General features: G+C 71.5%; 19 protein-coding genes and 1 riboswitch. Of the genes, 11 read left to right on the top strand and 8 right to left on the bottom strand.

Annotation, left to right across the window (positions count from 1 at the left end; all coding sequences use genetic code 11):
- Positions 1-94: 94 nt before the first annotated feature.
- Both ACIG5E_RS09970 and ACIG5E_RS09965 read right to left on the bottom strand, forming a co-directional pair.
- Positions 95-1,111 (bottom strand): ribonucleotide-diphosphate reductase subunit beta, encoded by a 1,017-nt coding sequence (locus ACIG5E_RS09970; protein ID WP_030282239.1) that lies wholly within the window; start codon positions 1,109-1,111, stop codon positions 95-97.
- Complete coding sequence (locus ACIG5E_RS09965; protein WP_396532746.1) at positions 1,111-3,516, bottom strand: ribonucleoside-diphosphate reductase subunit alpha; 2,406 nt, start codon at positions 3,514-3,516, stop codon at positions 1,111-1,113. The genes ACIG5E_RS09970 and ACIG5E_RS09965 overlap by 1 nt, the downstream gene beginning before the upstream one ends.
- 192 nt (positions 3,517-3,708) lie before the next feature.
- A riboswitch (cobalamin riboswitch) is annotated at positions 3,709-3,852 on the bottom strand.
- 438 nt (positions 3,853-4,290) lie between these two features.
- Between ACIG5E_RS09965 and ACIG5E_RS09960 the strand changes: the two genes are divergently transcribed.
- The 5 genes from ACIG5E_RS09960 (at position 4,291) to ACIG5E_RS09940 (ending at position 10,591) form a co-directional block, all read left to right on the top strand.
- Positions 4,291-5,226 (top strand): hypothetical protein, encoded by a 936-nt coding sequence (locus ACIG5E_RS09960; RefSeq protein ID WP_396532732.1) that lies wholly within the window; start codon positions 4,291-4,293, stop codon positions 5,224-5,226.
- Between the two features lie 139 nt (positions 5,227-5,365).
- Positions 5,366-6,820: a glycoside hydrolase family 26 protein gene (locus tag ACIG5E_RS09955; protein ID WP_396532730.1), complete on the top strand. Its 1,455-nt coding sequence runs from the start codon at positions 5,366-5,368 to the stop codon at positions 6,818-6,820.
- A gap of 164 nt (positions 6,821-6,984) precedes the next feature.
- On the top strand, positions 6,985-7,857 hold the full coding sequence (locus ACIG5E_RS09950; protein WP_396532729.1) for a hypothetical protein: 873 nt from the start codon (positions 6,985-6,987) through the stop codon (positions 7,855-7,857).
- Between the two features lie 67 nt (positions 7,858-7,924).
- Positions 7,925-9,376 (top strand): glycosyltransferase family 2 protein, encoded by a 1,452-nt coding sequence (locus ACIG5E_RS09945; protein ID WP_396532728.1) that lies wholly within the window; start codon positions 7,925-7,927, stop codon positions 9,374-9,376.
- Between the two features lie 15 nt (positions 9,377-9,391).
- Positions 9,392-10,591 carry a glycoside hydrolase family 113 gene (locus ACIG5E_RS09940; RefSeq protein ID WP_396532727.1) on the top strand — a complete coding sequence of 400 codons (1,200 nt, stop codon included), beginning with the start codon at positions 9,392-9,394 and terminating at the stop codon, positions 10,589-10,591.
- Positions 10,592-10,655: 64 nt separating this feature from the next.
- Here the strand turns inward: ACIG5E_RS09940 and ACIG5E_RS09935 are convergent, their stop codons facing one another.
- Positions 10,656-12,866 (bottom strand): acyltransferase family protein, encoded by a 2,211-nt coding sequence (locus ACIG5E_RS09935; protein WP_396532726.1) that lies wholly within the window; start codon positions 12,864-12,866, stop codon positions 10,656-10,658.
- A gap of 140 nt (positions 12,867-13,006) precedes the next feature.
- Positions 13,007-13,501: a GNAT family N-acetyltransferase gene (locus ACIG5E_RS09930; protein WP_396532724.1), complete on the bottom strand. Its 495-nt coding sequence runs from the start codon at positions 13,499-13,501 to the stop codon at positions 13,007-13,009.
- A gap of 419 nt (positions 13,502-13,920) precedes the next feature.
- On the opposite strand from ACIG5E_RS09930, the gene ACIG5E_RS09925 reads away from it, so the two are divergent.
- Positions 13,921-14,868, top strand: coding sequence for a helix-turn-helix domain-containing protein (locus ACIG5E_RS09925; protein ID WP_396532723.1), 948 nt, complete (start codon positions 13,921-13,923; stop codon positions 14,866-14,868).
- Positions 14,869-14,875: 7 nt separating this feature from the next.
- Here ACIG5E_RS09925 and ACIG5E_RS09920 read toward each other — a convergent pair whose 3' ends face one another.
- The 4 genes from ACIG5E_RS09920 to ACIG5E_RS09905 all read right to left on the bottom strand — a co-directional run bounded on the left by ACIG5E_RS09920 (position 14,876) and on the right by ACIG5E_RS09905 (position 18,823).
- Positions 14,876-15,712: a histidine phosphatase family protein gene (locus ACIG5E_RS09920; protein ID WP_396532722.1), complete on the bottom strand. Its 837-nt coding sequence runs from the start codon at positions 15,710-15,712 to the stop codon at positions 14,876-14,878.
- A 155-nt stretch (positions 15,713-15,867) separates the two neighbouring features.
- Positions 15,868-17,478 (bottom strand): monocarboxylate uptake permease MctP, encoded by a 1,611-nt coding sequence (gene mctP, locus ACIG5E_RS09915; protein WP_396532721.1) that lies wholly within the window; start codon positions 17,476-17,478, stop codon positions 15,868-15,870.
- Complete coding sequence (locus ACIG5E_RS09910; RefSeq protein ID WP_396532719.1) at positions 17,475-17,738, bottom strand: DUF3311 domain-containing protein; 264 nt, start codon at positions 17,736-17,738, stop codon at positions 17,475-17,477. Before ACIG5E_RS09910 ends, mctP begins: the two co-directional genes overlap by 4 nt.
- A gap of 293 nt (positions 17,739-18,031) precedes the next feature.
- Positions 18,032-18,823 carry a GntR family transcriptional regulator gene (locus ACIG5E_RS09905; protein WP_396532718.1) on the bottom strand — a complete coding sequence of 264 codons (792 nt, stop codon included), beginning with the start codon at positions 18,821-18,823 and terminating at the stop codon, positions 18,032-18,034.
- Between the two features lie 337 nt (positions 18,824-19,160).
- On the opposite strand from ACIG5E_RS09905, the gene ACIG5E_RS09900 reads away from it, so the two are divergent.
- The 5 genes from ACIG5E_RS09900 to ACIG5E_RS09880 all read left to right on the top strand — a co-directional run bounded on the left by ACIG5E_RS09900 (position 19,161) and on the right by ACIG5E_RS09880 (position 25,276).
- Complete coding sequence (locus tag ACIG5E_RS09900) at positions 19,161-20,441, top strand: extracellular solute-binding protein (RefSeq protein ID WP_396532717.1); 1,281 nt, start codon at positions 19,161-19,163, stop codon at positions 20,439-20,441.
- Between the two features lie 89 nt (positions 20,442-20,530).
- Positions 20,531-21,559: a carbohydrate ABC transporter permease gene (locus tag ACIG5E_RS09895; protein WP_396532716.1), complete on the top strand. Its 1,029-nt coding sequence runs from the start codon at positions 20,531-20,533 to the stop codon at positions 21,557-21,559.
- Positions 21,556-22,383 (top strand): carbohydrate ABC transporter permease, encoded by an 828-nt coding sequence (locus tag ACIG5E_RS09890; RefSeq protein WP_396532715.1) that lies wholly within the window; start codon positions 21,556-21,558, stop codon positions 22,381-22,383. Before ACIG5E_RS09895 ends, ACIG5E_RS09890 begins: the two co-directional genes overlap by 4 nt.
- Positions 22,384-22,389: 6 nt before the next feature.
- Positions 22,390-23,943: a glycoside hydrolase family 3 protein gene (locus ACIG5E_RS09885; protein WP_396532714.1), complete on the top strand. Its 1,554-nt coding sequence runs from the start codon at positions 22,390-22,392 to the stop codon at positions 23,941-23,943.
- A gap of 274 nt (positions 23,944-24,217) precedes the next feature.
- Entirely contained in the window at positions 24,218-25,276 is a 1,059-nt protein-coding gene (locus ACIG5E_RS09880) for an SIS domain-containing protein (protein ID WP_396532713.1), read from the top strand.
- Positions 25,277-25,430: the final 154 nt, after the last annotated feature.

The raw sequence follows: 25,430 nt of genomic DNA, 5'->3' as shown, positions 1-25,430 counted from the left end.
CAAGCAGCGAGCCAGGCGCCACGACGTCGGCAAGACCGTCAAACGCGCCGAGTCGATCAAGGAACACCAAGCCCGCCGAGGTTAAACGGCAAGCTTAGAAGTCGTCGTCGAAGGAGACGGAACCCTCAACCGCGACCTGGTACGCCGACACGCGACGCTCGAAGAAGTTGGTCAGCTCCTGGACGTTCTGGAGCTCCATGAAGCCGAACGGGTTGGTCGACCCGTAGCGGATCGGCATCCCGAGGCGGGCCAGACGCTGGTCGGCGACGGCCTCCAGGTACTGGCGCATGGAGTCGGTGTTCATGCCGGCGAGACCATCGCCGCACAGGTCCTGGGCGAACTGGAGCTCGGCCGCGACGGCCTCCTCCAGCATCTCGGTGACCTGCTTGGCCATCTCGTCGTCGAAGAGGTCGGGCTCCTCCTCGCGAACGGTGTCGACCACCGACATGGCGAAGTCCATGTGCATGGACTCGTCGCGGAACACCCAGTTGGTGCCGGTCGCGAGACCGTGCAGCAGACCGCGGCTGCGGAACCAGTACACGTAGGCGAAGGCGCCGTAGAAGAACAGGCCCTCCACGCAGGCCGCGAAGCAGATCAGGTTCAGGAGGAACGCGCGGCGGTCCTCCTTCGTCTGCAGCGACTCGATGTGGTCGACCGCGTTCATGTACTTGAAGCAGAACTGGGCCTTCTGGTGGATGGAGGGGATGTTCTCCACCGCGGCGAAGGCCGCGTTGCGGTCCTCCGGGTCCGGAAGGTAGGTGTCGAGCAGCGTCAGGTAGAACTGGACGTGCACGGCCTCCTCGAACAGCTGGCGCGACAGGTACAGCCGCGCCTCCGGGGAGTTGATGTGCTTGTAGAGGCTCAGCACGACGTTGTTGGCGACGATCGAGTCACCCGTCGCGAAGAAGGCGACCAGGCGGCCGATCAGGTGCCGCTCGCCCTCGCTGAGCTTCGCCAGGTCGGCGACGTCGGAGTGCAGGTCCACCTCCTCGACGGTCCAGGTGTTCTTGATCGCGTCGCGGTACCGGTCGTAGAACGACGGGTAGCGCATCGGGCGCAGGGTCAGCTCGAAGCCGGGGTCGAGCAGCATCTTGCGGTCGTCGGCAGTCATTACTGGCAGGCCTCGCAGGACTCGGGGTTCTCCAGGGAGCAGGCGATGGCGGCTTCCTGCTCCGGGGTGAGGGTCGGGGTGTTCACGGGCACCGGCGCGGCGGCGCGGGCGGCACCGGACGCGGCCTGGGCGATGCGGGTCGCCGGGCGCGAGCGCAGGTAGTAGGTGGTCTTGAGACCGACCTTCCACGCGTAGGCGTACATCGAGCTGAGCTTGCCGATGGTCGGCGCCGCCATGAACAGGTTCAGCGACTGGCTCTGGTCCAGGTACGGCATGCGGGCCGCGGCCAGGTCGATCAGCGCGCGCTGCGGCAGCTCCCAGGCGGTGCGGTACAGCGACCGGACCCCCTCCGGCAGCCAACCGAGCTCCTGCACCGAGCCGTTGGCGTCGCGCAGGGCGTCGCGGGTCTGCTGGTCCCAGACGCCGAGCTCCTTGAGCTCGCGCACCAGGTACGGGTTGACCTGCAGGAACTCGCCGGAGAGCGTCTCGCGCTTGAACAGGTTGGACACCTGCGGCTCGATGCACTCGTACACGCCGGCGATGGACGCGATGGTCGCGGTCGGCGCGATCGCGAGCAGCAGCGAGTTGCGCAGGCCGGTCTCGGCGATGCGGGCGCGCAGCGCGGTCCAGCGGTCGGCCCACTGCGGGGCGGCCGTCGGGAAGTGGTCGATGTGCAGCTCGCCGCGGGCGGCGCGGGTCTCGCCGTAGGCCTCGTGGCGGCCCAGCTGCTCGGCCAGGTCGGCGGAGCGCTCGTAGGCGGTGAGCATGATGCGCTCGGAGATCATCGTCGACAGCTGCTTGGCCTCGGCCGAGTCGAAGTCGATCCGCAGCTTGAAGAAGACGTCCTGCAGGCCCATCACGCCGAGGCCGACCGGGCGCCAGCGGGAGTTGGACGTACCGGCCTCGGTGGTCGGGTAGAAGTTGATGTCCACCACGCGGTCGAGGAACGTCACGGCGGTGCGCACGGTGGCGTCCAGCCGCTCCCAGTCCATGGCGTTGATCAGATCATCGGCGCGAGCATCAAGAGCCACGTGGGCACCGAGGTTGACCGAGCCGAGGTTGCAGACGGCGGTCTCGGAGTCGTCCGTGACCTCCAGGATCTCGGTGCACAGGTTGGAGGAGTGCACCGTGCGGCCCGGCAGCGCGGTCTGGTTGGCGGCGCGGTTGGAGGCGTCCTTGAAGGTCATCCAGCCGTTGCCGGTCTGCGCGAGGGTGCGCATCATGCGGGCGTAGAGGGTCTGCGCCGGGATGGTGCGGACGGCCTTGCCGGCCAGCTCGGCCTTGCGGTAGGCCTCGTCGAACTCCTCGCCCCACAGGTCGACCAGCTCGGGCACGTCGGCCGGGGAGAACAGCGACCAGTCGGCGTTGGCGTTGACCCGGCGCATGAACTCGTCCGGGATCCAGTGGGCCAGGTTGAGGTTGTGGGTGCGGCGCGCCTCCTCACCGGTGTTGTCGCGCAGCTCCAGGAACTCCTCGATGTCCGCGTGCCAGGTCTCCAGGTAGACGCAGGCCGCGCCCTTGCGGCGGCCGCCCTGGTTGACGGCGGCGACCGAGGAGTCGAGGGTGCGCAGGAACGGGACGATGCCGTTGGACTTGCCGTTGGTGCCGCGGATCAGGCTGCCGCGCGAGCGGATGCGCGAGTAGGACAGGCCGATGCCGCCGGCGTGCTTGGAGAGGCGGGCGATCTGCGCGTAGCGGTTGTAGATCGAGTCCAGGTTGTCCAGCGGCGAGTCGAGCAGGTAGCAGCTGGACATCTGCGGGTGCCGGGTGCCGGAGTTGAAGAGCGTCGGCGAGGAGGTCAGGTACTCCAGGCGGCTCATCAGGCCGTACAGCTCGGCCACCTCGCGCACCGACTGCTCGGAGTCGCCGACCGCCAGGCCGCAGGCGACGCGGAGCAGGAAGTGCTGCGGGGTCTCGATGACCTTGCGGGTGATCGGGTGGCGCAGCAGGTAGCGGGACTGCACGGTGCGCAGGCCGAAGTACTCGAAGCGGTCGTCGCCCTGGGTGTCGATCAGGGCGTCGAGGGCGGCGGCGTGCTTGGTGACGAAGGCCGCGGTGGTGTCGCCGATCAGGCCCTCGGCGTGGCCGACGGCGATCGAGGCGGAGAAGGTGACCGAGCCCTGGCTGTTCGCCTCGTCGACGATCTCCAGGGCGAGCAGGCGGGCCGCGAGCTTCGAGTACTGGGGGTCCTCGGCGATCATCGACGCGGCGGCGTCCACGGCCAGCCCGCGCAGCTCGGCGAAGTCCGAGCCGGCGTGGCGGCCGCGCAGCGCGGCGGCGGCGACATGGCCGGGGTCGACCTCGGTGAGGTCGGCGCTGCGGTCGGTGAGCAGCCGCAGCAGCGCGCCCCCGGGGTCGGAGACCGTCGGGTCGGTGAAGGCGGTACCGGAGCCCTGGGCGGGCAGGGTGGCTGAGGCAGCGGTGGTCAAGGCGCTCTCTCCTGGCGGCGATCGGCGGCGTGATCGGGGTCACCCGGGCCGATCTGGGCAGGGGAGCACGGCGCGAACGCAAAAAAGCCGTCGCGCGAGGCGTCTCCCCGGCCCGCCCGCGAGGCCCGGAGGGGTGGTGCTGAGTGCCGGCGCGGCCTCTGCGGGAGGGCCGTGGCGCACGCTGTCGGCAGGTACTCGGACTCGCGGACACGGCTGCTGGAGCCGCCCGCACACCGCTGCGGGGCAGTCCCGGACTCCCACCGGGTTCCCCTGCATCGACAGCAGGAGTGAGCATACATGTAGTGGTGTCTCAGTGATGCGACACCACATGTAGTGCGGCGCGGTGTATTGGTGCGATGACCGGCGGTGCCGGGGCAGGGGGCGGTTCGTGCCCGTCCGGGGCCGGGATCCGCGCCTCGGGCGGGTCGTCATCGCGCCTCGGGCGGGTCGGGCCGGCGCGCCGGGCGGGCCGGATCCGCGCGCCGGTCGTCCTGGTTTCGATGCGGAATGGTCACCGGGCGGATCGGCGGTCAGGGGGATGCCCTACGATCTGGGCGCATGAGCGACGGAACCGGCGTACCTGGGCACGGGCCGCAGGGAACGCCTCCCGCCGGGCCGGGGGGCACACAGAATCAGCAGCCGGCGGTGCCAGGCCCGGTGCCGCCGCCGAGCGGCGGCTTCGGCCCGCCGCCGGCCTCGTACGGGCCGGTGGCGCCGTCTGCGCAGCCGCTTTCGCAGCCCGTCCCGCCGGTGCCGCAGCCTCAGCCGCAGCCGGTCGCGCAGCCGCAGCCGCAGCCGGTCGCGCAGCCGCAGCCGGTGCAGCCGATGGCCCCTCAGCCGCAGTGGCAGCAGCAGGCGCCCCAGCAGCCCGTGCCGCCGCAGCGCGTCGAGCCGGACTGGGCGGCGCTGGCGGACCGCAACGAGGCCGCGGGCAAGCGCAAGCGCCGGATGAAGGTCATCGGCATCGTGGCCGCCGTCGTCCTGGTGGGCGGCGCGGCCGCGGGCGGCGTGCTGCTGTTCGGCAAGAAGGACGACCCGAAGAAGGTCGGCGGCGGCCCGGTCACCACCGCCTCCAACAAGCCGACCCCCGGCCCGTCGAGCGCGAGTTCGACCCCGGGAGGTCAGACGGACGACCCGTCGAAGCCGATCTGGGAGGCCGCCACCGATCCGGCGCCGCAGGACGCGGGGGCGCTGTTCTCCGCGATGCAGGTGACGGTGAACGGCGCGACCTGGAACCGGACCGTGGTCTCGCTGGACCAGCCCTGCTGGGACGGCAACTCCACCACCGGCGGGCTCGGCAAGATCCTCGGCGACCAGGGCTGCCAGAAGGTGCTCCGGGCGACGTACGTCTCCGGGGACAGCGCGGTGACCGTCGGCGTCGCGGTCTTCGACCACAAGATCCAGGCCGAGACCGCGACGAAGAACTACGCCGGCCAGCTCAAGGGCCTTCCCGCCCCCGGCGCCCCGGCGTTCTGCGCCAACCCCGGCTGCACCGGCACGCACAGCAGCCTGGGCCGGTACGCCTACTTCACCGTCGAGGGCTCGGCGAAGGGCGGCAACGCCCCCGACGCCACCGCGACGGCGGCGGCCTCCGGCTTCGCCGATCACGTGAAGGGCCAGCTGCTCCAGCGGGCCAAGGCGGCGGGCTCCGCCACGCCCGGTTCGCAGGGCACGCCGGTCGGCTGACCGGCCATGACACCCCGGTGCCGGCGGATCCGTTCGCCGGGACCGGGGGAGTGTGGCAGGCTCTCATCGGAGTCATTCGTACGCGTGTTCCGGTTGCGTCCGTGGGGGTCGGTACCGGCGAGCAACCGGAGGAGCGGTCGTGGCCCTGCCCAGTGCCCTGCGCGGCAAGTCGGCCGTCCTGGCCGCGGCCGGGGTCGTGGTCCTCGCGGGCACCTTCGCGCTGCTGGACCGGGACGACCGGGCCGACGTCGGCGAGCCCGTGCGGGTACCGGTGTCGGTCGGCGCCCCCGGGCGCACCCTGCCGCCGGACGTGGGCCGGGACCTGCTCGCCCGGGACCCGAAGGCCTCGCCGAACGCCCGCGCCGTCGACCAGTTCCTCACCGACCTGGAGGCCCAGGCCCGCACCGGGCAGAGCGGCGGCACGGTGATCGGCCAGCACGTCGAGGCGCACAACGAGCGCAACAACCCCGAGTACGGCGACTACCGGGGCACCAAGCAGGTCGGCTACTACTACAAGAAGGCCGCCGACATCACCGGCCGGCTGCCCGGCTTCCTGGAGACCGACCTCGGCCCCGGCTACGGCCAGAACGCCTGGGGCGTCGGCAACCCGCGCTCGTACTCGGCCGGCCGCTGGCCCACCTGCCGGACCGGCTGGCAGTACACCGACGACGCCGTCGACCTGATGGCCGACGTCTGGTCCGGCCACCCGCGTGCCGACGACGGCACCTACGACAGCTCCGGCGTCCAGCAGAACTGCGACGGCAGCAGCACCGACCTGCCCGACAACGGCGGCGCCCCGGCCGGGATCGTCGGCATGTCCTTCCACGAGCCCTACCCCGGATCGGACGTCAAGTCCTTCGACCGGGTGCTCTGTTCGAACTCCCCGGCGGCCAAGGACCCGGGCTGGTTCGGCCGGGTGGTGGACGCCGCGGACGGCACCCCCGAGTACCGCGCGCTGATCACCGACCTGTCCTACCTGGCCGACCACCTGGAGTACCTGGCCGCCCACGACGTGCCGGTGCTGCTGCGCCCGTACCACGAGATGAACGTCCAGGACTGCTCCAGCCGGTTCTGGTGGGCGGGCCAGAAGCCGGCCGACTACCAGGCGCTGTGGAAGATCACCTACAAGTACCTGGTGGAGACCAGGGGCCTGCACAACCTGCTGTTCGTCTGGACGCCGGTGTCCTGGGACGGCGCCCCGGGCGTGGACCCGTGGGACTACTACCCGGGCGCCCAGTACGTCGACGTGGTCGGGGTGGACGACTACAGCGGCAGCCCGGCGCACCCGATCGGCACCGGCGAGGTGTGGACCAAGCGCTACTACGACGGGCTCGCCGCCTACGACAAGCCGCGGATGCTGGCCGAGTCCTTCGCCGTACCCGTCAACTCCCGCCAGCCGGACACCCTTCGGCGCACGCCGTGGACGATCTGGACGGTCTGGGGGCAGTCGCTCACCGCCAACAACCTGGCCCCGGACCAGCCGCGCAACTCCGTCGCGGACGTCAACGCCACCTACCACAGCCCGTTGGCGATCACCGGCGGCTCCGGCTCGTCCGGCGGGACCATCGACTGGGGCGGACTGCACGTCCGCTGAGACCGGCCGAGGTCCGGGGAGGTCCGGGGAGGTCCGGGAAGATCCGTGCGGGATCGGTTGAACGGGCTGGATTCCGGGTCCGTTGCGCCGTGTGGCATCCTGTGGCGGCGATGCCGAGGGCTCGGTGGACGGTCGGGACAGGGCCGAAGGGGCGGGGGTAGGGGATGACACAGACGCGTCCGATGCGTGGGGCCGGTGGCCTGGCGATCGGCTGGGGCGTGGTGCTGCTCGGCTGGGCGGCCTACAACTGCTTCGGCCAGGTCGGCTTCGCCACGTACCTCAAGGGCGTCTTCTACTACGGCGGGACCTCGGTCGACGCCGAGACCGGAAGCCTCAACTACGGCCTGCTGTACCTGATCGCGGGCATCCTGCTGCTGCGCGGGCGCAACTGGGCGCTCGGGGTGGCGGCGGGCGTGGCTCTGGTCGAGGGCTACAACCGGGTGCGCAGCCTGACCGGCGCGCTGCTGGACAAGCCGCAGCGGGAGTGGTTCACCGGGACCACCGAGGGCGGGCTGAAGCTCGCGACCTTCGCGCTCGGCGTGGTCGTCACCGCGGCGCTGATCCTGCTGCTGGCCCGCTCCAAGTGGCGGGAGCAGCCGGAGGGGGCCGCGGCCGGGGAGCCGCACTGGTCGATCATGCAGACCGTGCCGGCCGCGCCGACGCCCGTGCCGTACGCCCAGCAGCAGCCTCAGCCGGTGCAGCCCCAGCCCCAGCCGCAGGCCGCCTGGCCGCAGCAGCCGCCGGCCCAGCCGGGGTGGCAGCAGCAGCCGGTCGCGCCCCAGCCCCAGCCCTCCGCCTGGCCCCCGGCACAGCCCCAGCCGCCGCAGCCGCTCCCGTACGCCCAGCAGCCGACCCAGACGGCGACGTCGTACCAGCCGGCCCCGGCCCCGGCCCCTGCCCCGCAGCCGTGGCCCCCTGCCCCGCCCGCGCCCGGCCAGCCGGCCCCCGGCCCGGTGGTGCCGCCGCCGGCCGCCCCCGGCCCGGTGGTGCCGCCGCCGGCCGCCGCACCGCCGGCGGACCGCCCGCCGCAGGCCTGACCACTCACCGAGGACCCGAGCCCCGCCCCGGGGCCGGACCGCTACCAGACGAGGAACGACTTCCGCCATGACATCGACAGCCCCCGTGCGGACGGTGCTCACCACGTCCCGCGAGGCCGCCCGGCTCGCCGAGCGACAGATGTCGTGGAAGCCCCGGGTGCTGCCGTTCTACGTCGCCTTCCTGATCATCTTCGGCTTCTCGCTCTGGGCGTACGTGCCCAACCCGACCCCGCTCGGCTGGGCCATCACCATCCTGTGGGGCATGCCGGTGTTCGGCGTGCTGATCGGCTTCCAGGGCGTGCTGATGGTCCGCCGGCGGCTGCGCCAGGTGGACAGGATGACCCCGCCGGCGCCGGTCGAGGACGACTTCCTGATCGTGCTGGTGCCGACCATCGGCCGCCACGACACCTACCCGGCGCTGGAGCGCTCGGTGCTCTCGTACGTCGAGCACCTGCCCCCGTACTTCCCGTGGATGCGGGTGGACATCCTCACCGAGGAGGGCTGCGCCGCCGCCGAGAAGATCGACGAACTGGCCGAGCGCCACCCGCTGATCCGGGTGGTGACCGTGCCTAAGGCGTACGAGACGGCCAACGGCACCAAGTTCAAGGCCCGCGCCAACCACTACTCGCACGAGCTGCGGATCGAGGAGGGCGAGGCCGAGGACGACGTCTGGGTGCTGCACATGGACGACGACACCGGCGTCGGGCCGGACACCGCCGCCGCCGTCGCCCAGTTCGTCAACCGGCAGCGCCGGGCCGGGGACGACGCCAAGCACATGGCGCAGGGCATCCTGACGTACCCGCGGGAGAACGCCGTCTCCACCTTCACCTGGCTCGCCGACGCGATCCGCCCGGCCGACGACATCGCCCGCTTCCGCGCGATGACCGGCACCGGCACCCCGATCGCCGGCGTGCACGGCGAGCTGCTGATCGTGCGCTCCTCGGTGGAGGCCACCATCGGCTGGGACTTCGGGCCGAAGACCATCGTCGAGGACGCCCAGATGGCGCTGAACTTCTGCCAGCGCTACCCGGGGCGCAGCGACTGGTTCAACGGCCGCTGCTACGGCGCCTCGCCGGCCGGCGTCAAGGACTTCCTCAAGCAGCGCGAGCGCTGGGCCTGGGGCCTGGTCGCGCTCTGCTTCAACAAGACGATCCCGCTGCGGTACCGGCTCTTCATCGGGATGGGCATGGTCAGTTGGGTGCTCGGCCCGCTCCAGCACGTCGGCCTGGTGCTGATGGTCGCCTGGTTCACCGGCACCTGGAACACCTCGCCGGTCACCCAGTCCGTGGTGCTGCTGTGGGCGATCAACTTCGCCTACGTGATCTGGACCTACTGGGAAGGGCTGCGGCTGAACGTGGTCGCCTCGGCCAACCACCGGCGCAAGTGGTGGGAGCCGATCGCCGTGGTGGCCTGCATACCGGTGTTCTCCTTCCTGGAGGGCTGGGGCGGCCTGCGGGGACTGATCAAGTTCCTCAAGCGCGAGGAGAACAAGTTCGTCGTCATCGCCAAGCCGGCCTGATCGGAAACCACGCCTGTGAAACGCCCCGCGATCTTCGTCCTGCCCACCCTGGTGCTCGGCATCGCCGTCGTCGTCCCGATGGTCTGGGGTGACCACCCGATCCGGTTCGAGCACCGGAGCCCCACCGAGGTGCACTGGGCCGGCGCCCCGACCGAGCAGGGCCGGGTCTGGGGCTTCGGCAAGGACGCGCCGCCGACCCCCGCGGACACCGGCCCCAAGGTGGCCCGTCCGTGGGCCAAGGGCAGCCCCGAGTGGGGCGTGCAGGTGTACTGGCTGGACGATCCGGCGGACCCGGACAGCTTCGTCCAGGGCAAGGTCGACCGCATCGTCAAGTACGTGGTCGGGCTGAACGCCAACTCCCTGTCGGTGACGTTCCCGTACTACACCACGGGCACCAAGTCGAACGCCGTCGCCGCCCGGCCGACCTCGCCCAGCCCGGAGCGCCTCGCGCTGCTGCTGGACGCCGCCCACCGGGCCGGGCTGCGCACCACCGTGCGTCCGATCATGGACGAGGAGGTGTTCGACTACGTCCACACCCTCAAGTGGCGCGGCAACATCACGCCGACCGACCGGGACGCCTGGTTCGCCAGCTACGCCGCCTTCCTGGCGCCGTACCTGAAGACCGCCCAGGACCACTCGGCGGCCGAGTTCACCATCGGCACCGAGTTCAACTCGCTGGAGGGCGACCCGCACTGGCAGGGCCTGATCGACGAGGCCCGGAAGACCTTCCACGGCGAGCTGGAGTACGACGCGAACTTCGACAACTGGGCCAAGGGCGCGATAGCGGTACCCACCGACGGGACGGGCGCGGACGCCTACCCCCCGGCCAAGAACTCCGACGACGACGCGCCGATCGGCGACCTGAAGGCCAGCTGGAACGCCTGGCTCGACAAGCGCGCCAAGGGCCCGCAGCCGACCACCAAGCTCACCGAGGTGGGCATCCCGGCGCAGAACGGGGCGTACAAGACCCCCGGTGAGTACTACAAGAAGACCGAGCTGAACGAGACGGTCCAGGCCACCTGGTTCACCGCGGTCTGCCAGGTGGCGCAGGAGCGCAAGCTGCGCGGGCTCTACTTCTGGTCGCTGTACTTCGGCATCGACCCGACCCTGCCGACCACCCCGGACACCCCGCGGATGGACTACGCCGGGCGCCCGAAGTCGGAGAAGGCGATCCGCGACTGCTTCGCGCAGACCTACGAGGTCCCGCAGCAGTAGCGGACCCCGGCCGCGGCCGTAGCCGGTTCCCCGGCCATGACCCCGGCCGCGGCCGGTGACCCGGCTACGGCTGGGGCTCGGCCGGGTGCCCGCCGGCGCCGGAGGTCGCCTTGCCGGTCGGCGTCCGGTTCGGCTTGGCCGTGGTCGGACGGCCCGTCGGCCTGGTGCTCGCCGTGGGCGTCGGGGCGGCCGCCGTGGCCGTGGGCGTCGGGGTGGGCGTGGGAGTGGGCGTCAGGGTGGGCGCCGGGCCGGCCGGGTGGTCCGGCTGGGCCCCGGACAGCGCGCCCGCGATCTCCTTCTCCAGCCACGGCGTCACGAACCGCATGCCCGCCGGGGTGAGGTGCACCCCGTCGTTGGCGGGGGTGACCCAGTGGCCGTCCTTGTCCTTCCAGGCGCAGGTGTCGTACGGGCAGTAGAAGGTGTCGAGGTCGACCAGCCGGACGGTGCCGCTGGCGGACTTCACGAAGTCGCCGACCTGCTGGTCGTAGCAGCCGCCCCAGGTCTTGCTGATGGCGCCGTTCTCGACGCGCTCGTTCATCAGCAGCACCTGGGCGCCGGGGGCGCGCCGGCGGACCTGCTCCACGGCCTGGGTGAGCTGGGTGCGGTACCGGCTGCGGTAGTCGTCGTCGCAGGGGTTGAGCCAGGTGCCGTCCAGGTACTGCTCGGCGGCGTCCCAGCCGAGGTGGATCACGACGGCCTTCGGCGCGGCGGAGGCGAGGCTCCGGTCCCACTCGGCGGCGCGGTCGCGGCAGTCCGTACTGGTCTCGAACTCCGTCTGGGAGGTGGTGCGTACCTTGTCCGGGTCGAACACGCCGCAGCCGCTGATGCCGCCGTCGACCACCCGGTAGCGGTCGCCGTAGCGGTACAGGCCGGTGGCGAGGTCCTGGGCGAAGGAGTCGCCGAGGACGAGCACCACGGGCTTGTCGCTCGACCCGGACTTCATGTCGTGGCTGACCCAGGCCGGCAGGTACCAGGCGCCGGTGGTGGCCACCGCGGTCGTGACGGCCAGCAGCGGGACGGCCGGGAAGGCCCGCCAGCGCAGCACCCGCAGCTTCTCGGTGGCGGTGTGCAGCAGCCAGGCCAGCACCCAGGAGACCGGTCCGCCGATCAGCAGCAGCTTCTGCGGCGAGATGTCGTCGACGTAGTGCTGCAGCAGCCAGTACACCGGCAGGTGGAGCAGGTAGAGGCTGTAGGAGATGGTGCCGGTGAGCCGTACCGGGGGCAGCGACAGCAGCCACACCAGGGGGCCGCGGTCGAAGCAGAGCGATGCGGTCAGGACGGCGGCGAGCGCCGCGACCACGGCCAGTCCGCCCTGGTAGAGCCAGGGTTCGTGGTACGAGCCGACGGACAGGCTGGCCCAGACCAGCCCGCCGAGGGCGGCGGTGCCGACCAGGGTGGGCAGGGCGGCGCCGCCCGGCAGCCTCCGCCCGGTCCGGGCGCCGTCCGTGCCGTCGGCGGCCTCCGCGCGGACCCGGCCGCGCAGCCACAGGTAGACCCCGAAGGCGGCGGTGGCGCCGGCCGCGAAGCCGACGGCGCGGGTCTCGGTGCCGAGGTAGAGGCGGTCGCTGTTGTCGCCGTTCCACATCAGCGGGGCGACGGCGGCGGAGGCGGCGAACAGGACGGCGGTGACGATGCCGGTGGCGCGCAGCGAGCGGCGGCACAGGCCGAAGACCATGAGCAGCAGCAGCGGCCAGAGCGCGTAGAACTGCTCGGTGATGCTGAGCGACCACATGGCCGCGAGCGGGTCGATCGAGGCGAAGTGCTGCCAGTAGGCGTCGCCGCGGGCCAGCTGGGCCCAGTTGGCGACCTGGGCGAGCGTGGCGAGTGCCTGCGGGCGCAGGTCCTTGACGTCCCGTAGCGGGCTGACCAGGGCGGACAGGCCGACGACCAGGATGATGGTGGCGAGCAGGCCGGGCAGCAGCCGCTTGGCGCGGCGGCGGTAGAAGACGCCGAGCCGGATGCCGTCGGTGCGGTCCAGTTCGCGGATCAGCACCAGGCTGACCAGGAAGCCGGAGAGCACGAAGAAGACGTCCACGCCGAACAGGCCGTTCTGGAACCAGTCGGTGTGGTAGAGCAGCACGGAGGCGATGGCGACGCCGCGCAGCCCGTCGACCGCCTTGAAGCGGACCGAGGGCGGCAGGGGACCGCGCGGCTCGGGAACCGGCGCGGGGATGGCGTAGCGGCTGGCGGTGGGGGCCGGGAGGCCCCGTGCTTCGCGCATGTCCTGGAGCGTGGGGCCGCTTCCGGGCGCGCCGAGGCCGGGCGCGTCGTCCATGTGGTGCGTCCCCCCGGGGTCGATCGACTGTCGCGACGTGTCAATGAGACGTGTCTTGATCTGTGGTTTATATCAAAAGACGTCTGTTGATCGTCTGCCGGTCACCGGGGAGGGGCGGCCGGTGAGTGGCCGTGAGGGCGTCAGAACACCATGGTGTAGACCATCAGGTCCATCCCCGGGAAGGGGGCCCAGTCGCGTTCCGGGGTGCGGCGGAAGCCGACCCGCTCGTAGACGCGGTGGGCGGTGGTCATCTCCGGGCGGGTGGAGAAGGCCATGCCGGCCAGGCCGAGTTCGCGGCTGCGGGTGACGGAGGCGCGGACCAGGGCCTCGCCGACGCCGCGGCCGCGGGAGACGGCGGCGGTGGCGAGCATCCGTATCTCGCCCTCGCGCGGGGTGGCGATGTCGGCCCACTCGGTGCCGCCGACGGCGAAGGTCACGCAGCCGAGGACCCGTTCGTCCGCCGCGTCGACCGCGACCAGGAGCTCGGCCTCCCGGGAGCGGCGCTCGGCGTCGCGCAGCAGGCCGACGTAGCTGCCGGCCGGGTCGGTGAAGCCGTCGCCGACGAAGGCGTCGACGGTGATCCGCCCGGCCTCTTCGAGGTCCTGGGGGAGGGCGTGGCGGATGAGGTAGTCCATCGGGCCAGTGTGCCGGAGCCGTGCGGGGTTCTGGATTCGGGGGGCTCTTGGGGGTTCCGGGAAGGGGATGCCGGGAGGGTGGCCGGGTCGGCGCAGGGGCGCAGCGAGGCGGCGGGCAGGGTGCCGTACAGCCGGTCGGCGCGGCCGGGGTCGGCCGGGTAGCCGCCGGGGCGGTGGTGGTTGTCGCGGCCGGCGGCGGGGCCGCGGGAGAGTTCGCGGCCGATCAGGGTGCCGAGCAGGCCGAAGCCGCCGACCGCGCCGACCAGGCCGAGTGCACTGGCGAGGGTGTCGCTGTCCATGGCCACCACTGTGGCCGGGCGGCCCGGGTGCCCACGAGTGGCAGGAACGCCGTGTTGCCTCGAAATCCTGCCAGGCCGGGGCCTTCCCCGGGCCGGGACCGGCGGGGCATCCTGGGCGGCATGCTGAAGAACGTGGTCGCGGTGGTGCTGGAGGAGGTCCACCCCTTCGAACTGGGGGTGGCCTGCGAGGTCTTCGGCCTGGACCGCACCGCGGACGGGCTGCCCGGGTACGACTTCGCGCTGGCCGGCGCCCGTTCCGGGCCGCACGCGACCCACTCGGGCTTCGCGGTGGACGTCCCGTACGGCCCGGAGCGCCTCGCCGGGGCGGACCTGGCGGTGGTCACCGCCTCCGGGATCCGCGGGCAGTACCCGGAGCCGCTGCTGGAGGCGTTGCGCGCGGTGGTGGCGGACGGCGGCCGGGTGCTGTCCATCTGCAGCGGGGCCTTCGTGCTGGGCGCAGCCGGGCTGCTGGACGGCCGCCGCTCCACCACCCACTGGCGGCACAGCGACGAACTGGCCGAGCGCTTCCCGGAGACGGTGGTCGAGCCGGACGTGCTGTACGTGGACGACGACCCGGTGATCACCTCGGCCGGTACGGCGGCCGGCATCGACGCCTGCCTGCACCTGGTGCGCAAGGTGCAGGGCGCCGAGGTGGCCCGGGGGATCGCCCGCCGGATGGTGGTGGCGCCGCACCGGGAGGGCGGGCAGGCGCAGTTCGTGAACCGCCCGCTGCCGGAGGGCGGCGGCGATTCGCTGGCCCCGCTGCTGGACTGGATGCGCCACCACCCGGACCAGGAGGCGAGCGTCGAGCAGCTGGCCGCGCGGGTGCACATGTCGCCGCGCACCTTCGCCCGGCGCTTCCGGCAGGAGACCGGCACCACCCCGCACCGCTGGCTGGTGGGGCAGCGGGTGCTGCTGGCCCAGCGGCTGCTGGAGTCGACCACCGAGTCGGTGGACGCGATCGCCGCCCGCTGCGGCTTCGGCAACGCGGCGGCGCTGCGGCACCACTTCGGGCGCCGGCTGGGCACCACGCCGCTGGCCTACCGGCGCTGCTTCGGGGCCGGGTGACGGGTGGTCAGGCGGTTTCGGTGCCGAGGTGGTCGACGCTGTTCCAGCGGTCCGGCCGCAGCCGCCCCTCCTGGGACCGCCAGAGGCTGGTGGAGCAGTTGTGCACCGGCCCGAGCCCGGTGAGCTGCTGCTCGGTGAGGCGGTCCAGCGCGTAGCGCAGCATCAGCACCGTGCAGTCGTGGGCGACCAGCAGGACGGGCCGTCCGGCGTCCTCCTCGCAGACGTCCCGCAGCAGGCTGCGCACCCGCAGGGCGACGTCGGCCCAGGACTCGCCGCCGGGCGGGCGGTAGTACAGCTCGCCCATCTTGCGCCGCCGGGCGGCCTCCTCCGGGTGCTTGGCCTCGATGGCGGCCTTCGGCAGCATCTCCAGGACGCCGAGCTCGCGGTCGCGCAGCCGCTCGTCGTAGCGGACGGCCAGGGTGACGGGCACGGCGCCGAGCCCGGCGGCCTGGGAGAGCGCGATCCGGGCGGTCTCGGCGGTGCGCACGTACGGGGAGCACCAGACGCTGCGCGGCCGGTCGGTGCTGGGCAGGGCGGCCCACCAGCGGCCGAGCGACTGGGCCTGCCGCTGGCCGCGCAGCGACAGCGGGATGTCGGCGTCGCGGCAGCTGATCGGGACGCTGAGCGAGCCGGCGGCCTCGGCCAGCTGGAACTCGACGTTGGCGGTGGACTCGCCGTGCCGGGTGGCGATCAGTACGGAGGGCAGCCGGGTGGCCGCCGAGCCGTTCGCGCCCACCGCGCCCACCGCGGTCAGGGTGGGCTGGTGCTGGGCGGACTGGTGCTGGACGGGCTGGTGCTGGGTGGACTTGTGCTGGCCGTTGAGTGTGATGCCGAGTTCTGCCATGGCCGCGAGCTCCCCGTGGGTCGATCAGGTTCCGGCCGGATGCCGGTCCGGTCTGGTGGTGCCCGGCGTGCACGCCTGTTCATACATATGATCGCGCCGCCTCCTCCAGTGTTCACGGAGAAGGCGGCGCGATCACAGGGCGCGCGCAGGGCCAATCAGTGCGCCGCTACGGGCTCCGGCGCGTTCTCCAGCTCGTCGTCGCCGGCCTCGGCGCTGTAGTCGGAGGGCTTGGTCTCGTCCGGGCCGTCGGGCGCCTTGAGCGCCCGCAGCACCAGGGTGAGCACCACCGCGACGACCAGGTTGAGCACGAAGGCGGTCAGGCCGATGTAGCCCATCTCGCCGATGCCGGGGATCTTCGCCGCGTTGCCGCCGAAGTGCTTGGTCGCCGGGCTGGCCAGCCCGTAGGCCAGCCAGGTGCCGTAGACCATGCCGGCCGCCCAGCCGGCGAACAGCGCCCAGTGGTGGAACCAGCGGGTGAACAGGCCGCCGACGATCGCCACGAAGGTCTGCAGGATCCACAGCCCGCCCAGCAGCTGGAGGTTGATCGCCGCCTGCTTGTCCATGCCGAGGACGAAGACCAGCGCGCCGACCTTGACCAGCAGCGAGACCAGCTTGGCGATCCGGGTCTCGTCGGCCGGGGTGGCGGCGGGCTTGAGCCACTCCTTGTAGACGTTGCGGGTGAACAGGTTGGCCGCCGCGATGGACATGATGGCGGCCGGCACCAGCGCGCCGATCCCGATCGCGGCGAAGGCCACGCCGGTGAACCAGTCCGGGAACATGCTCGCGAACAGCTGCGGCACCGACAGCTGGGAGTTGTAGCCCTTGACGCCGCTGCCCACGCCCGCCGCGATCGCCATGAAGCCGAGCAGCGCCAGCAGGCCGAGCATCAGCGAGTACGCGGGCATGATCGCCATGTTGCGGCGCACGGTGTTGCGGGACTTGGAGGCCAGCACGCCGGTCACCGAGTGCGGGTACATGAACAGCGCCATCGCCGAGCCCAGCCCCAGCGTGGCGTACGTCCACTGCTTGTCGGCCGGCAGGGTCATCGCGCCGGTCTTGACCTGCTTGAAGTGCTCCGTGGCCGCGCTGAAGATGTGCCCGTAGCCGCCGAGGCGGATCGGGATGTAGATCACCGCGACGATGATCACGATGTAGACCAGGGCGTCCTTGACGAAGGCGATCAGCGCCGGGGCGCGCAGGCCCGAGGAGTAGGTGTAGGCGGCCAGCACGCCGAAGGCGATGAACAGCGGCAGGTCCTTGACGAACCAGTTGGCGTTCTCCCCGCCGCCGACGCCGAGCACGTCCAGCACCGCCTGGATGCCGACCAGCTGCAGGGCGATGTACGGCATGGTGGCCAGGATCCCGGTCAGCGCGACGACCAGGGACAGCGGCCGCGAGCCGTAGCGGCCGCGGACGAAGTCCGCCGGGGTCACGTAGCCGTGCACCCGGGAGACCGACCAGAGCCGCGGCAGGAACAGGAAGACCAGCGGGTAGGCGATGATCGTGTACGGCACCGCGAAGAAGCCCGCCGCGCCGGTCACGTAGACCGCCGCCGGGACGGCCACGAAGGTGTACGCGGTGTAGAGGTCGCCGCCGAGCAGGAACCAGGTCACCCAGGTCCCGAAGCTGCGCCCGCCCAGGCCCCACTCGTCCAGGTGCGCCGAGTCGTCCGCGCGGCGCCAGCGCGAGGCGAGGAAGCCCATCACGGTGACCAGCAGGAAGAACAGCACGAAGACCACGAGGGCCGGCACGTTGACGTCCTTCATCGCGCACCGCCGTTCCGGGCCGCCTTGCGGGCCTTCTCGTCCCGGTTGATCAGCAGGTAGGCGGCGACCGTGAAGACGGCCGACACCGGCACCCAGAGCAGCTGGTACCAGTAGAAGAAGGGCACCCCGGCCACCACCGGGTCGGACTTGTCGTACGAGGAGACCCAGAGCATCACGACGATCGGCACGAGCAGGGCGAGCCCGGCCAGCACCCGTTCGGGGGTCACCGCCGGGACGGGGGTCCCGGCTGGCTCGGGCATGACAGCTTGGTCGGGGGCTTGATCAGAGGGCATCTTCGGCTCCGCTCCGGAGGGTTCTCCCCGTCGGCGCCGCAGCCCCCGGAAGCGCCGCGCACGCCCGCGAGCCCGCCGAGCAGCACCATCGGTGATCGGCAGTCAGTACGGCTGCGCAATCTAGGGCATGGGGTGATCCATGTCACCCGATATGACGCAACTTTCCGCCATCCGGACACGAAGGGACGCGAAGTGACGTGAAAGGGCACCGGCGCGCGGGTCGCGCGCGCCGGTGCCCGTGGTGGAACAACGGTGTGCGTCTACTCCGGACGCTTCAGCCGGGTGATGAACTTGTAGCGGTCGCCGCGGTAGATCGAGCGGACCCACTCCACCGGGTTGCCCTCGCCGTCGAAGGAGTGCCGGGAGAGCTGGAGCATCGGCAGGCCGAGGTCGGAGCCGAGCAGCCCGGCCTCGCGCGGGTTGGCGAGGGTGGTCTCGATGGTCTCCTCGGCCTCGGCCACGGTGACCCCGTAGACCTCGCGCAGCGCCGCGTACAGCGAGTTGTGCTTGGCCAGGTTGCGCCGCAGGGCGGGGAAGCGCTTGGCGGACAGGTGGGCGACCTCGATGGCCATCGGGTCGCCGTTGGCCAGGCGCAGCCGCTCGATCCGCAGGACCCGGCCGCCGGGCTTGATGTCCAGCAGCGGGGCGAGCCGGTCGTCGGCGGTGATGTAGCCGATCTCGATCAGCCGGGAGGTGGGCTCCAGGCCCTGGGCGCGCATGTCCTCGGTGTAGGAGGTGAGTTGCAGCGCCTGGGCGACCTTGGGCTTGGCCACGAAGGTGCCCTTGCCCTGGATGCGCTCCAGCCGGCCCTCGACGACCAGTTCCTGCAGGGCCTGGCGGACGGTGGTGCGCGAGGTGTCGAACTGGGCGGCCAGCGCGCGCTCGGGCGGGACCGGGGTGCCCGCGGGCTGGGTCTCGGTGAGCTGGAGGAGGTGGCGCTTGAGGCCGTAGTACTTGGGGACGCGCGCGGTCGGGTCGGCGCCGGCCTGCGCCGGGAGGTTCTTCACCTCGGGGTCGTCGGCCTGGGCGGTGGTTCCCCCGTCGCTGCTCATCGGACCTGTTCTCCCGCTTCTCGCGGGGCCTTTTACCGCCCCGCCACATCGTTAACGGACCACATCGTTGCATGTATGGCTGCGGAACGAATACCTCATCACGCGATGAACGATGTGCGGTGTCGGCTTGATAACGGGTGGTCGAGATCGGTCGAACAGCCGTTGACAGGCCCATTGGTCTAGGCCAAGCTCCAGGCATCTGGTCTACACCACTAGGCCGGTATCGATGAATCCCCCCACCCGTTCGAAGGGGTCCGCGGCACCAGTTCTCCCGCTTTGCGTGGATCTGCCGCCGCCGCCCGACGGGGGTAACCCAGGCATCCCTCAGGAGGATGGCGTGAAGCGTCAGCTCATCGCGGCGGTCGGCGTCGCAGCAATGGTCGTCGGTCTCGCGGCCTGTGGCTCGGACGGCAAGAAGGACGACTCCACGTCGTCCTCCACGGCCGCCGACAGGTACAAGGGCAAGACGCTCAAGGTGTGGACGATGAGCGGCTCGGCCCCCAAGGGCTGGACCGACTCGGTCAAGAACGAGTTCGAGTCCACCTACCCGGGCTCCAAGGTCGACTTCCAGGCCCAGGAGTGGACCGACATCGGCCCGAAGATCACCGCCGCGCTGTCCGAGGGCTCCGTCGACGTCCTGGAGCTGGGCAACACCCAGACCTCCGGCTACGCCGCCTCGGGCGGTCTGCTGGACATCACCAAGGACAAGTCCGCGCTGGGTGGTGACGGCTGGGCCGCCAACCAGAACGAGGCCGCGATGCTGGACGGCAAGCAGTACGCCGCGCCGTGGTGGGTCTCCAACCGGGTGGTCGCCTACAACAAGGACCTGTGGGCCAAGGCCGGCCTGACCGCCGCCCCGAAGACCCTGGACGAGCTCTACGCCGACCTGGACAAGCTGAAGGCCACCCCGGGTGTCGCCGACCCGATCTACCTGCCGGGCCAGGAGTGGTACACCTACTTCGGTTTCCTCACCGGTGAGGGCGGCAAGATCGCCAAGCAGGACGGCGGCAAGTGGGTCGGCGGCCTGGAGTCGCCCGAGGCCCAGCGGGCCTTCGAGACCTACAAGAAGCTGCAGAGCTACTCGGTCACCGGCCCGAAGGACAAGGACGAGGCCACCCCGCAGCAGAAGGACGTCTTCGCCAAGGGTGACATCGGCACCATGATCGCCCTCGGCTGGGAGCTCCCGGACGAGAAGGCCATGGCCAAGGACAAGATCGGCTTCTTCCCGATCCCGGGCAAGACCGCCGACAAGCCGTCCGGCGTCTTCATCGGTGGCTCGAACCTCGCGATCGCCTCGCAGAGCAAGAACACCGAGATGGCGAAGGACTTCCTGAAGATCGCCCTCAACGACAAGAACGAGGGCATGGTCGCCGCGGCCGGCGACATCCCGAACAAGCCGGCCCTGAACAGCCAGGTCGCCGGTGACTTCGCGAAGGCCGCCCAGGAGGCCACCGCGGTCGGCGGGATCACCCCGAACACCCCGAACTGGGCCAGTGTCGAGAACACCCCGAACCCGATCAAGGACTTCCTGACCGCGGTCCTGCAGGGCGCCGACTACGCGTCCACCGCGAAGAAGTACGACGACGAGATCGCCAAGCGGCTCAACCAGAAGAACTGAGGCATTGAGCGGCGTCGCTCACCAGCCCCCGGCGGGGGTCGGTGGGCGACGCCCGTCCGTCGTGGCCGGGTTGTGAGGAAGTGAGAACGATGGCTGTGCATTCGGGCCGGGTGCAGACGCAGTCCCCGGAGTCAGGGGAGGCTGTTGTGGCCGAGATTGACACCAGTGCCGCCGGCGGCGGGGCCGAGGGCGCCGCGCCGAAGGGCACCAGATCCGCGGGCGGCCCCGGTCTCGGCGCCCGCTCCGCGCCGTACCTGCTGCTGCTGCCGGCCGTCGTGGCGACCGTCGTCCTGCTCGGCTGGCCGCTGCTGAAGACCTTCCTGCTGTCGTTCCAGGACCTCAACCGGCGCCAGCTGGTGATGCACCTGACCGAGTGGACCGGCTTCGACAACTACAAGGAGCAGCTGAGCGACCCGGAGTTCTGGTCGGTCACCGGGCGCACCGTCGTCTTCACCCTGGTCAACGTGGTGCTGATCATGGTCGGCGGCACCCTGGTCGGCCTGCTGCTCAACCACCTCGGCAAGAGGATGCGGCTGGCGCTGTCGATCGCGCTGCTGATGGCCTGGGCGATGCCGGTGGTCGCCGCGACCACGGTCTACACCTGGCTGTTCGACGAGCAGTGGGGCGTCGTCAACTGGTGTCTGGACAAGCTGGGTTGGCACTCGATGGCGCACTACAACTGGATGAGCGACGAGTACTCGACCTTCTTCGTCGTCATCCTGCTGATCGTCTGGATGTCGATCCCCTTCGTGGCGTTCAACATGTACGCCGGCCTGACCACCATCCCCAAGGAGCTGTACGAGGCCGCCCGGATGGACGGCGCCGGCTCCTCGAAGATCTTCACCGCGGTGATCTTCCCGAACCTGAAGCCCTTCTTCCTGGCCACGACCTTCCTGGAGGTCATCTGGGTGTTCAAGTCCTTCACCCAGATCTACGCGATCAACGGCGGCGGCCCCGAGAAGCTCACCCGGACCCTGCCGGTGCACGCCTTCCTGGAGGGCTCGGGCAGCCAGCACTACGGCGTCGGCGCCGCGATCGCGGTGCTCACCATCCTGATGCTGGGCGTCCTGATGGCCTACTACTTCCGCATCATCATCAAGCAGGAGGACGAGCTGTGAGGCGCTCTCTCTTCGGACGTACCTGGCCGAACGTGATCGCGGTCGTCCTCATCGTCTTCTTCGTCTTCCCCGTCTACTGGATGATCGCGACCGCGTTCAAACAGAACAACGACATCATCAGCAAGACGCCGGTCTTCATCCCCTTCGACGCGACCTTCGACCACTTCACCACCGCGGTCGACGCGCCGAACTTCTGGACGTACGTCACCAACAGCGTCGTCGTCACCGTCGGCGCGGTGGTGATCTCGCTGGTGATCGCGACCCTGGCGGCCTTCGCCGTCGCGCGGATGAGGTTCCGCGGCCGCAAGACCTTCGTGCTGGTCATCATGATGGCGCAGATGGCGCCCTGGGAGGTCATGACCATCGCGGTCTACATGATCTCCCGCGACAACGACATGCTGAACAGCCTGCTGCCGCTGACCCTCTTCTACATGATGATGGTCCTGCCCTTCACCATCTGGACGCTGCGCGGCTTCATCGCCGCCGTGCCGAAGGAACTGGAGGAGTCGGCCATGGTGGACGGCTGCACCCGCACCCAGGCCTTCGTGAAGGTGATCTTCCCGCTGCTGGCCCCCGGCCTGATGTCGACCTCGCTGTTCGGCTTCATCACGGCGTGGAACGAGTTCCCGCTCGTCCTGATCGTCAACAAGGAGCAGGGCAAGACCCTCCCGCTGTGGCTGTCCTCCTTCAAGACCGCCTTCGGCAACGACTGGGGCGCGACCATGGCGGCCTCCACGATGTTCGCCATCCCCGTGCTGATCCTGTTCGTCTTCCTGCAGCGCAAGGCGGTCGGCGGTCTGACCGACGGCGCCGTGAAGGGCTGAGCCACCGTGAGCATCCTCGTACCCACCGCCCCGGCCAGCGACCAGCTGCACCGGGACGCCCTGACCGTCCTGCAGCCCGGCTTCGTCGGCACCGAGCCGCCCGCCTGGCTGCGCCGCCACCTGGCCGCCGGGCTCGGCTCGGTCGCGCTGTTCGACCGCAACGTGGTCGACCTCGACCAGCTCTCCGCGCTCACCCGGGCGCTGCGCGCGGAGAACCCCGACCTCCTGATCGCGATCGACGAGGAGAGCGGCGACGTCACCCGGCTGGAGGCCGGCTCCGGCTCCTCCTGGCCCGGCAACCTCGCCCTCGGCGCGATCGACGACCCGGCGCTGACCCGGGACGTCGCCCGCGAGCTGGGCCGGGCGCTGGCCGCGGCCGGCGTCAACTACAACTGGGCGCCCACCGCGGACGTCAACTCCAACCCGCGCAACCCGGTGATCGGCGTCCGCTCCTTCGGCGCCGACCCGGAGCTGTGCGCCCGGCACACCGCCGCCTGGGTGGAGGGCCTGCAGTCGGCCGGCGTGGCCGCCTGCTCCAAGCACTTCCCCGGCCACGGCGACACCGCGGTGGACTCGCACCACGGCCTGCCGGTCATCGACGTCGACCTGGACGTGCTGCGCGCCCGCGACCTGGTGCCGTTCCAGGCCGCGATCGCGGCCGGCACCAAGGCCGTGATGACCGCCCACATCATGGTCCCGGCGCTGGACCCGAAGCTGCCGGCCACCCTGAGCCCGACCGTGCTGCGCGACCTGCTGCGCGCCGCCCCGGCCGACGGCGGCCTCGGCTACCAGGGCCTGATCGTCAGCGACGCGATCGAGATGGGCGCCATCGCCGACACCTTCGGCATGGGCGAGGGCACGGTGCTCGCGCTGGCGGCCGGCGCGGACGCGATCTGCGTCGGCGGCGGGCTGGCCGACGAGGAGACCGTGCTGATGCTGCGCGACGCCATCGTGGCGGGCGTGCGCTCCGGCGGGCTCACCGAGGAGCGGCTGGCGGACGCCGCCGACCGGGTCCGGGCGCTGGGCAGCTGGGGGCGGATCGCGGCCCAGGGCGAGCAGCCCGAGCCGGACCTCGCGGTGGGCCTGCGGGCCGCCCGCCGGGCACTGAAGGTGGTCCGGGCGCCGGGTCGCGAGGTGCTGCCGGTGAGCGAACGCCCGTACGTGGCCTCGTTCTCGGACGAGCCGAACATCGCGGTCGGCGACGTGACCCCGTGGGGCGTGGCCGGGATGCTGGCCGACCGCTTCCCGGGCACCCGCACCCGCGAGGTGTCGGCCACCGAGGCCGCGCCGGAGCTGCTGGACGCGCTGGCCGCCGAGCTGGTGGCCGGCGCCGAGGGCCGCCGCCTGGTGCTGGTGGTGCGGGACGCGCACCGGCACGCGTGGATGGCCGCCGCGCTGAGCCGCCTGGTGGCGGCCCGGCCGGACGCCGCCGTGGTGGAGATGGGGCTGCCCCAGTCCGAGTCGGTCGGCGCGCTGTACATCGCCACCCACGGCGCCGCCCGGGTCTGCGGGCTGGCGGCCGTGGAGGTGCTCACCGGGCAGCCGGGAGCGATCGGCTGAACCGCAGGGGGAGACGTCACCGGCCGTGTTCGGGAGGCGCCGGCCGACGAGCCCGTCATGCGCATGTCGCATGGCGGGCCCGTCCCGTTTCCCGGGCGTCGACCTGCGTTTTCGTCACCCTTCCGGGAGGCGGCGGATCGGGGGTGCCGCGCCGGGAGCGCGCTCGTAGGATTGCCCGCGAAGAACCGCAGCGAGTGTGCGGACTCGCCGCCGTAGAGGTCCCGTCGGGCAACCCGCCCGGGCGGGGTGGACCCATCTCATCGGAGGCATCCAGATGTCCGACCCGCAGACTGTTTCCGTCCCCGGCCGGATCATGGCGGCGGAGATGGCCGAGCAGCCCGCCGTCCTCCAGCGCATCCTCGACGAGGGCGCGCCGAAGATCCGCGAGATCGCGGCCGGGATCGCCGCCCGCAGCCCCCGCTTCGTCCTGCTCACCGCGCGCGGCACGTCCGACAACGCGGCGCTCTACGCCAAGTACCTGATCGAGATCCTGCTCGGCAAGCCGGCCGGTCTGACCTCGATGTCCACCACCACCGCGTACGGCGCCAAGCCGGACCTCACCGACGTCCTGGTGATCACCGTCAGCCAGTCCGGGGGCTCGCCGGACCTGGTGGCCTCGACCAAGGCCGCCCGTGAGGCGGGGGCGATCACCCTGGCCGTCACCAACAACCCCGACTCCCCGCTGGCCGAGGTCTCCGAGTTCCACATCGACGTGCTGGCCGGCCCGGAGAAGGCGCTGCCGGCCACCAAGACCTACACCGCCGAACTGCTGGCGCTCTACCTGCTGGTCGAGGGCCTGCGGGGCGGGGACGGCTCGGCCGCCGAGGAGCTGCCGGGCCTGGCCGCCGGCGTGCTGGCCCGCCAGGCGGAGGTGAGGGCGCTGGCCGAGCGCTACCGCTTCGCCCAGCGCCTGGTGATCACCTCGCGCGGCTACGGTTACCCGACGGCCCGGGAGGCCGCGCTCAAGCTGATGGAGACCACGTACATCCCGGCCACCCCGTTCTCCGGCGCCGACCTGCTGCACGGCCCGCTGGCCATGGTGGACAACGTCTCGCCGGTGATCGCGATCGTCCCGGACGGCAAGGGCGGCGAGGCCCTCCAGCCGGTGCTGAACCGGCTGCGCGGCCGCGGCGCGGACCTCGTGGTGATCGGCCAGCAGGCCCAGGTGGACGCCGCCTCGGCGGGCTTCGCGCTGCCGGCCGGTGTGCCGGAGGAGGTCCAGCCGATCCTGGAGATCCTGCCGCTGCAGCAGCTGGCCTACGAGGTCACCATCGCCCGCGGCCAGGACCCGGACGCCCCGCGCGCCCTGGCCAAGGTCACCGAGACCCACTGAGGCTGTTACTCGCCCGCTCGCCTCCGGCAAGGGAATCGGCCCCGTCCACAGCCTGTGGACGAAGGCCGGTTCTTCGAGCGGCGGAACGTGGTTCGGGGGAGAGAGCCGGACGCGGGCCGGAAAGTACTACGGGCCACGGCGCCGACACGGGACC

The organism is Kitasatospora sp. NPDC053057, assembly GCF_044546945.1.
In the GTDB taxonomy this organism is placed as follows: domain Bacteria; phylum Actinomycetota; class Actinomycetes; order Streptomycetales; family Streptomycetaceae; genus Kitasatospora.
This window is presented reverse-complemented; position numbering and strand designations above follow the sequence as displayed.

Coding starts and splice junctions, on each gene's coding strand:
- ACIG5E_RS09895 (WP_396532716.1), top strand. CDS start 20,531: ATGGCTGTGCATTCGGGCCGGGTGCAGACGCAGTCCCCGGAGTCAGGG.
- ACIG5E_RS09920 (WP_396532722.1), bottom strand. CDS start 15,712: ATGGCAGAACTCGGCATCACACTCAACGGCCAGCACAAGTCCACCCAG.
- ACIG5E_RS09880 (WP_396532713.1), top strand. CDS start 24,218: ATGTCCGACCCGCAGACTGTTTCCGTCCCCGGCCGGATCATGGCGGCG.
- ACIG5E_RS09905 (WP_396532718.1), bottom strand. CDS start 18,823: ATGAGCAGCGACGGGGGAACCACCGCCCAGGCCGACGACCCCGAGGTG.
- ACIG5E_RS09945 (WP_396532728.1), top strand. CDS start 7,925: ATGACATCGACAGCCCCCGTGCGGACGGTGCTCACCACGTCCCGCGAG.
- ACIG5E_RS09930 (WP_396532724.1), bottom strand. CDS start 13,501: ATGGACTACCTCATCCGCCACGCCCTCCCCCAGGACCTCGAAGAGGCC.
- ACIG5E_RS09910 (WP_396532719.1), bottom strand. CDS start 17,738: ATGCCCGAGCCAGCCGGGACCCCCGTCCCGGCGGTGACCCCCGAACGG.
- ACIG5E_RS09950 (WP_396532729.1), top strand. CDS start 6,985: ATGACACAGACGCGTCCGATGCGTGGGGCCGGTGGCCTGGCGATCGGC.
- ACIG5E_RS09935 (WP_396532726.1), bottom strand. CDS start 12,866: ATGGACGACGCGCCCGGCCTCGGCGCGCCCGGAAGCGGCCCCACGCTC.
- mctP (WP_396532721.1), bottom strand. CDS start 17,478: ATGAAGGACGTCAACGTGCCGGCCCTCGTGGTCTTCGTGCTGTTCTTC.
- ACIG5E_RS09925 (WP_396532723.1), top strand. CDS start 13,921: ATGCTGAAGAACGTGGTCGCGGTGGTGCTGGAGGAGGTCCACCCCTTC.
- ACIG5E_RS09970 (WP_030282239.1), bottom strand. CDS start 1,111: ATGACTGCCGACGACCGCAAGATGCTGCTCGACCCCGGCTTCGAGCTG.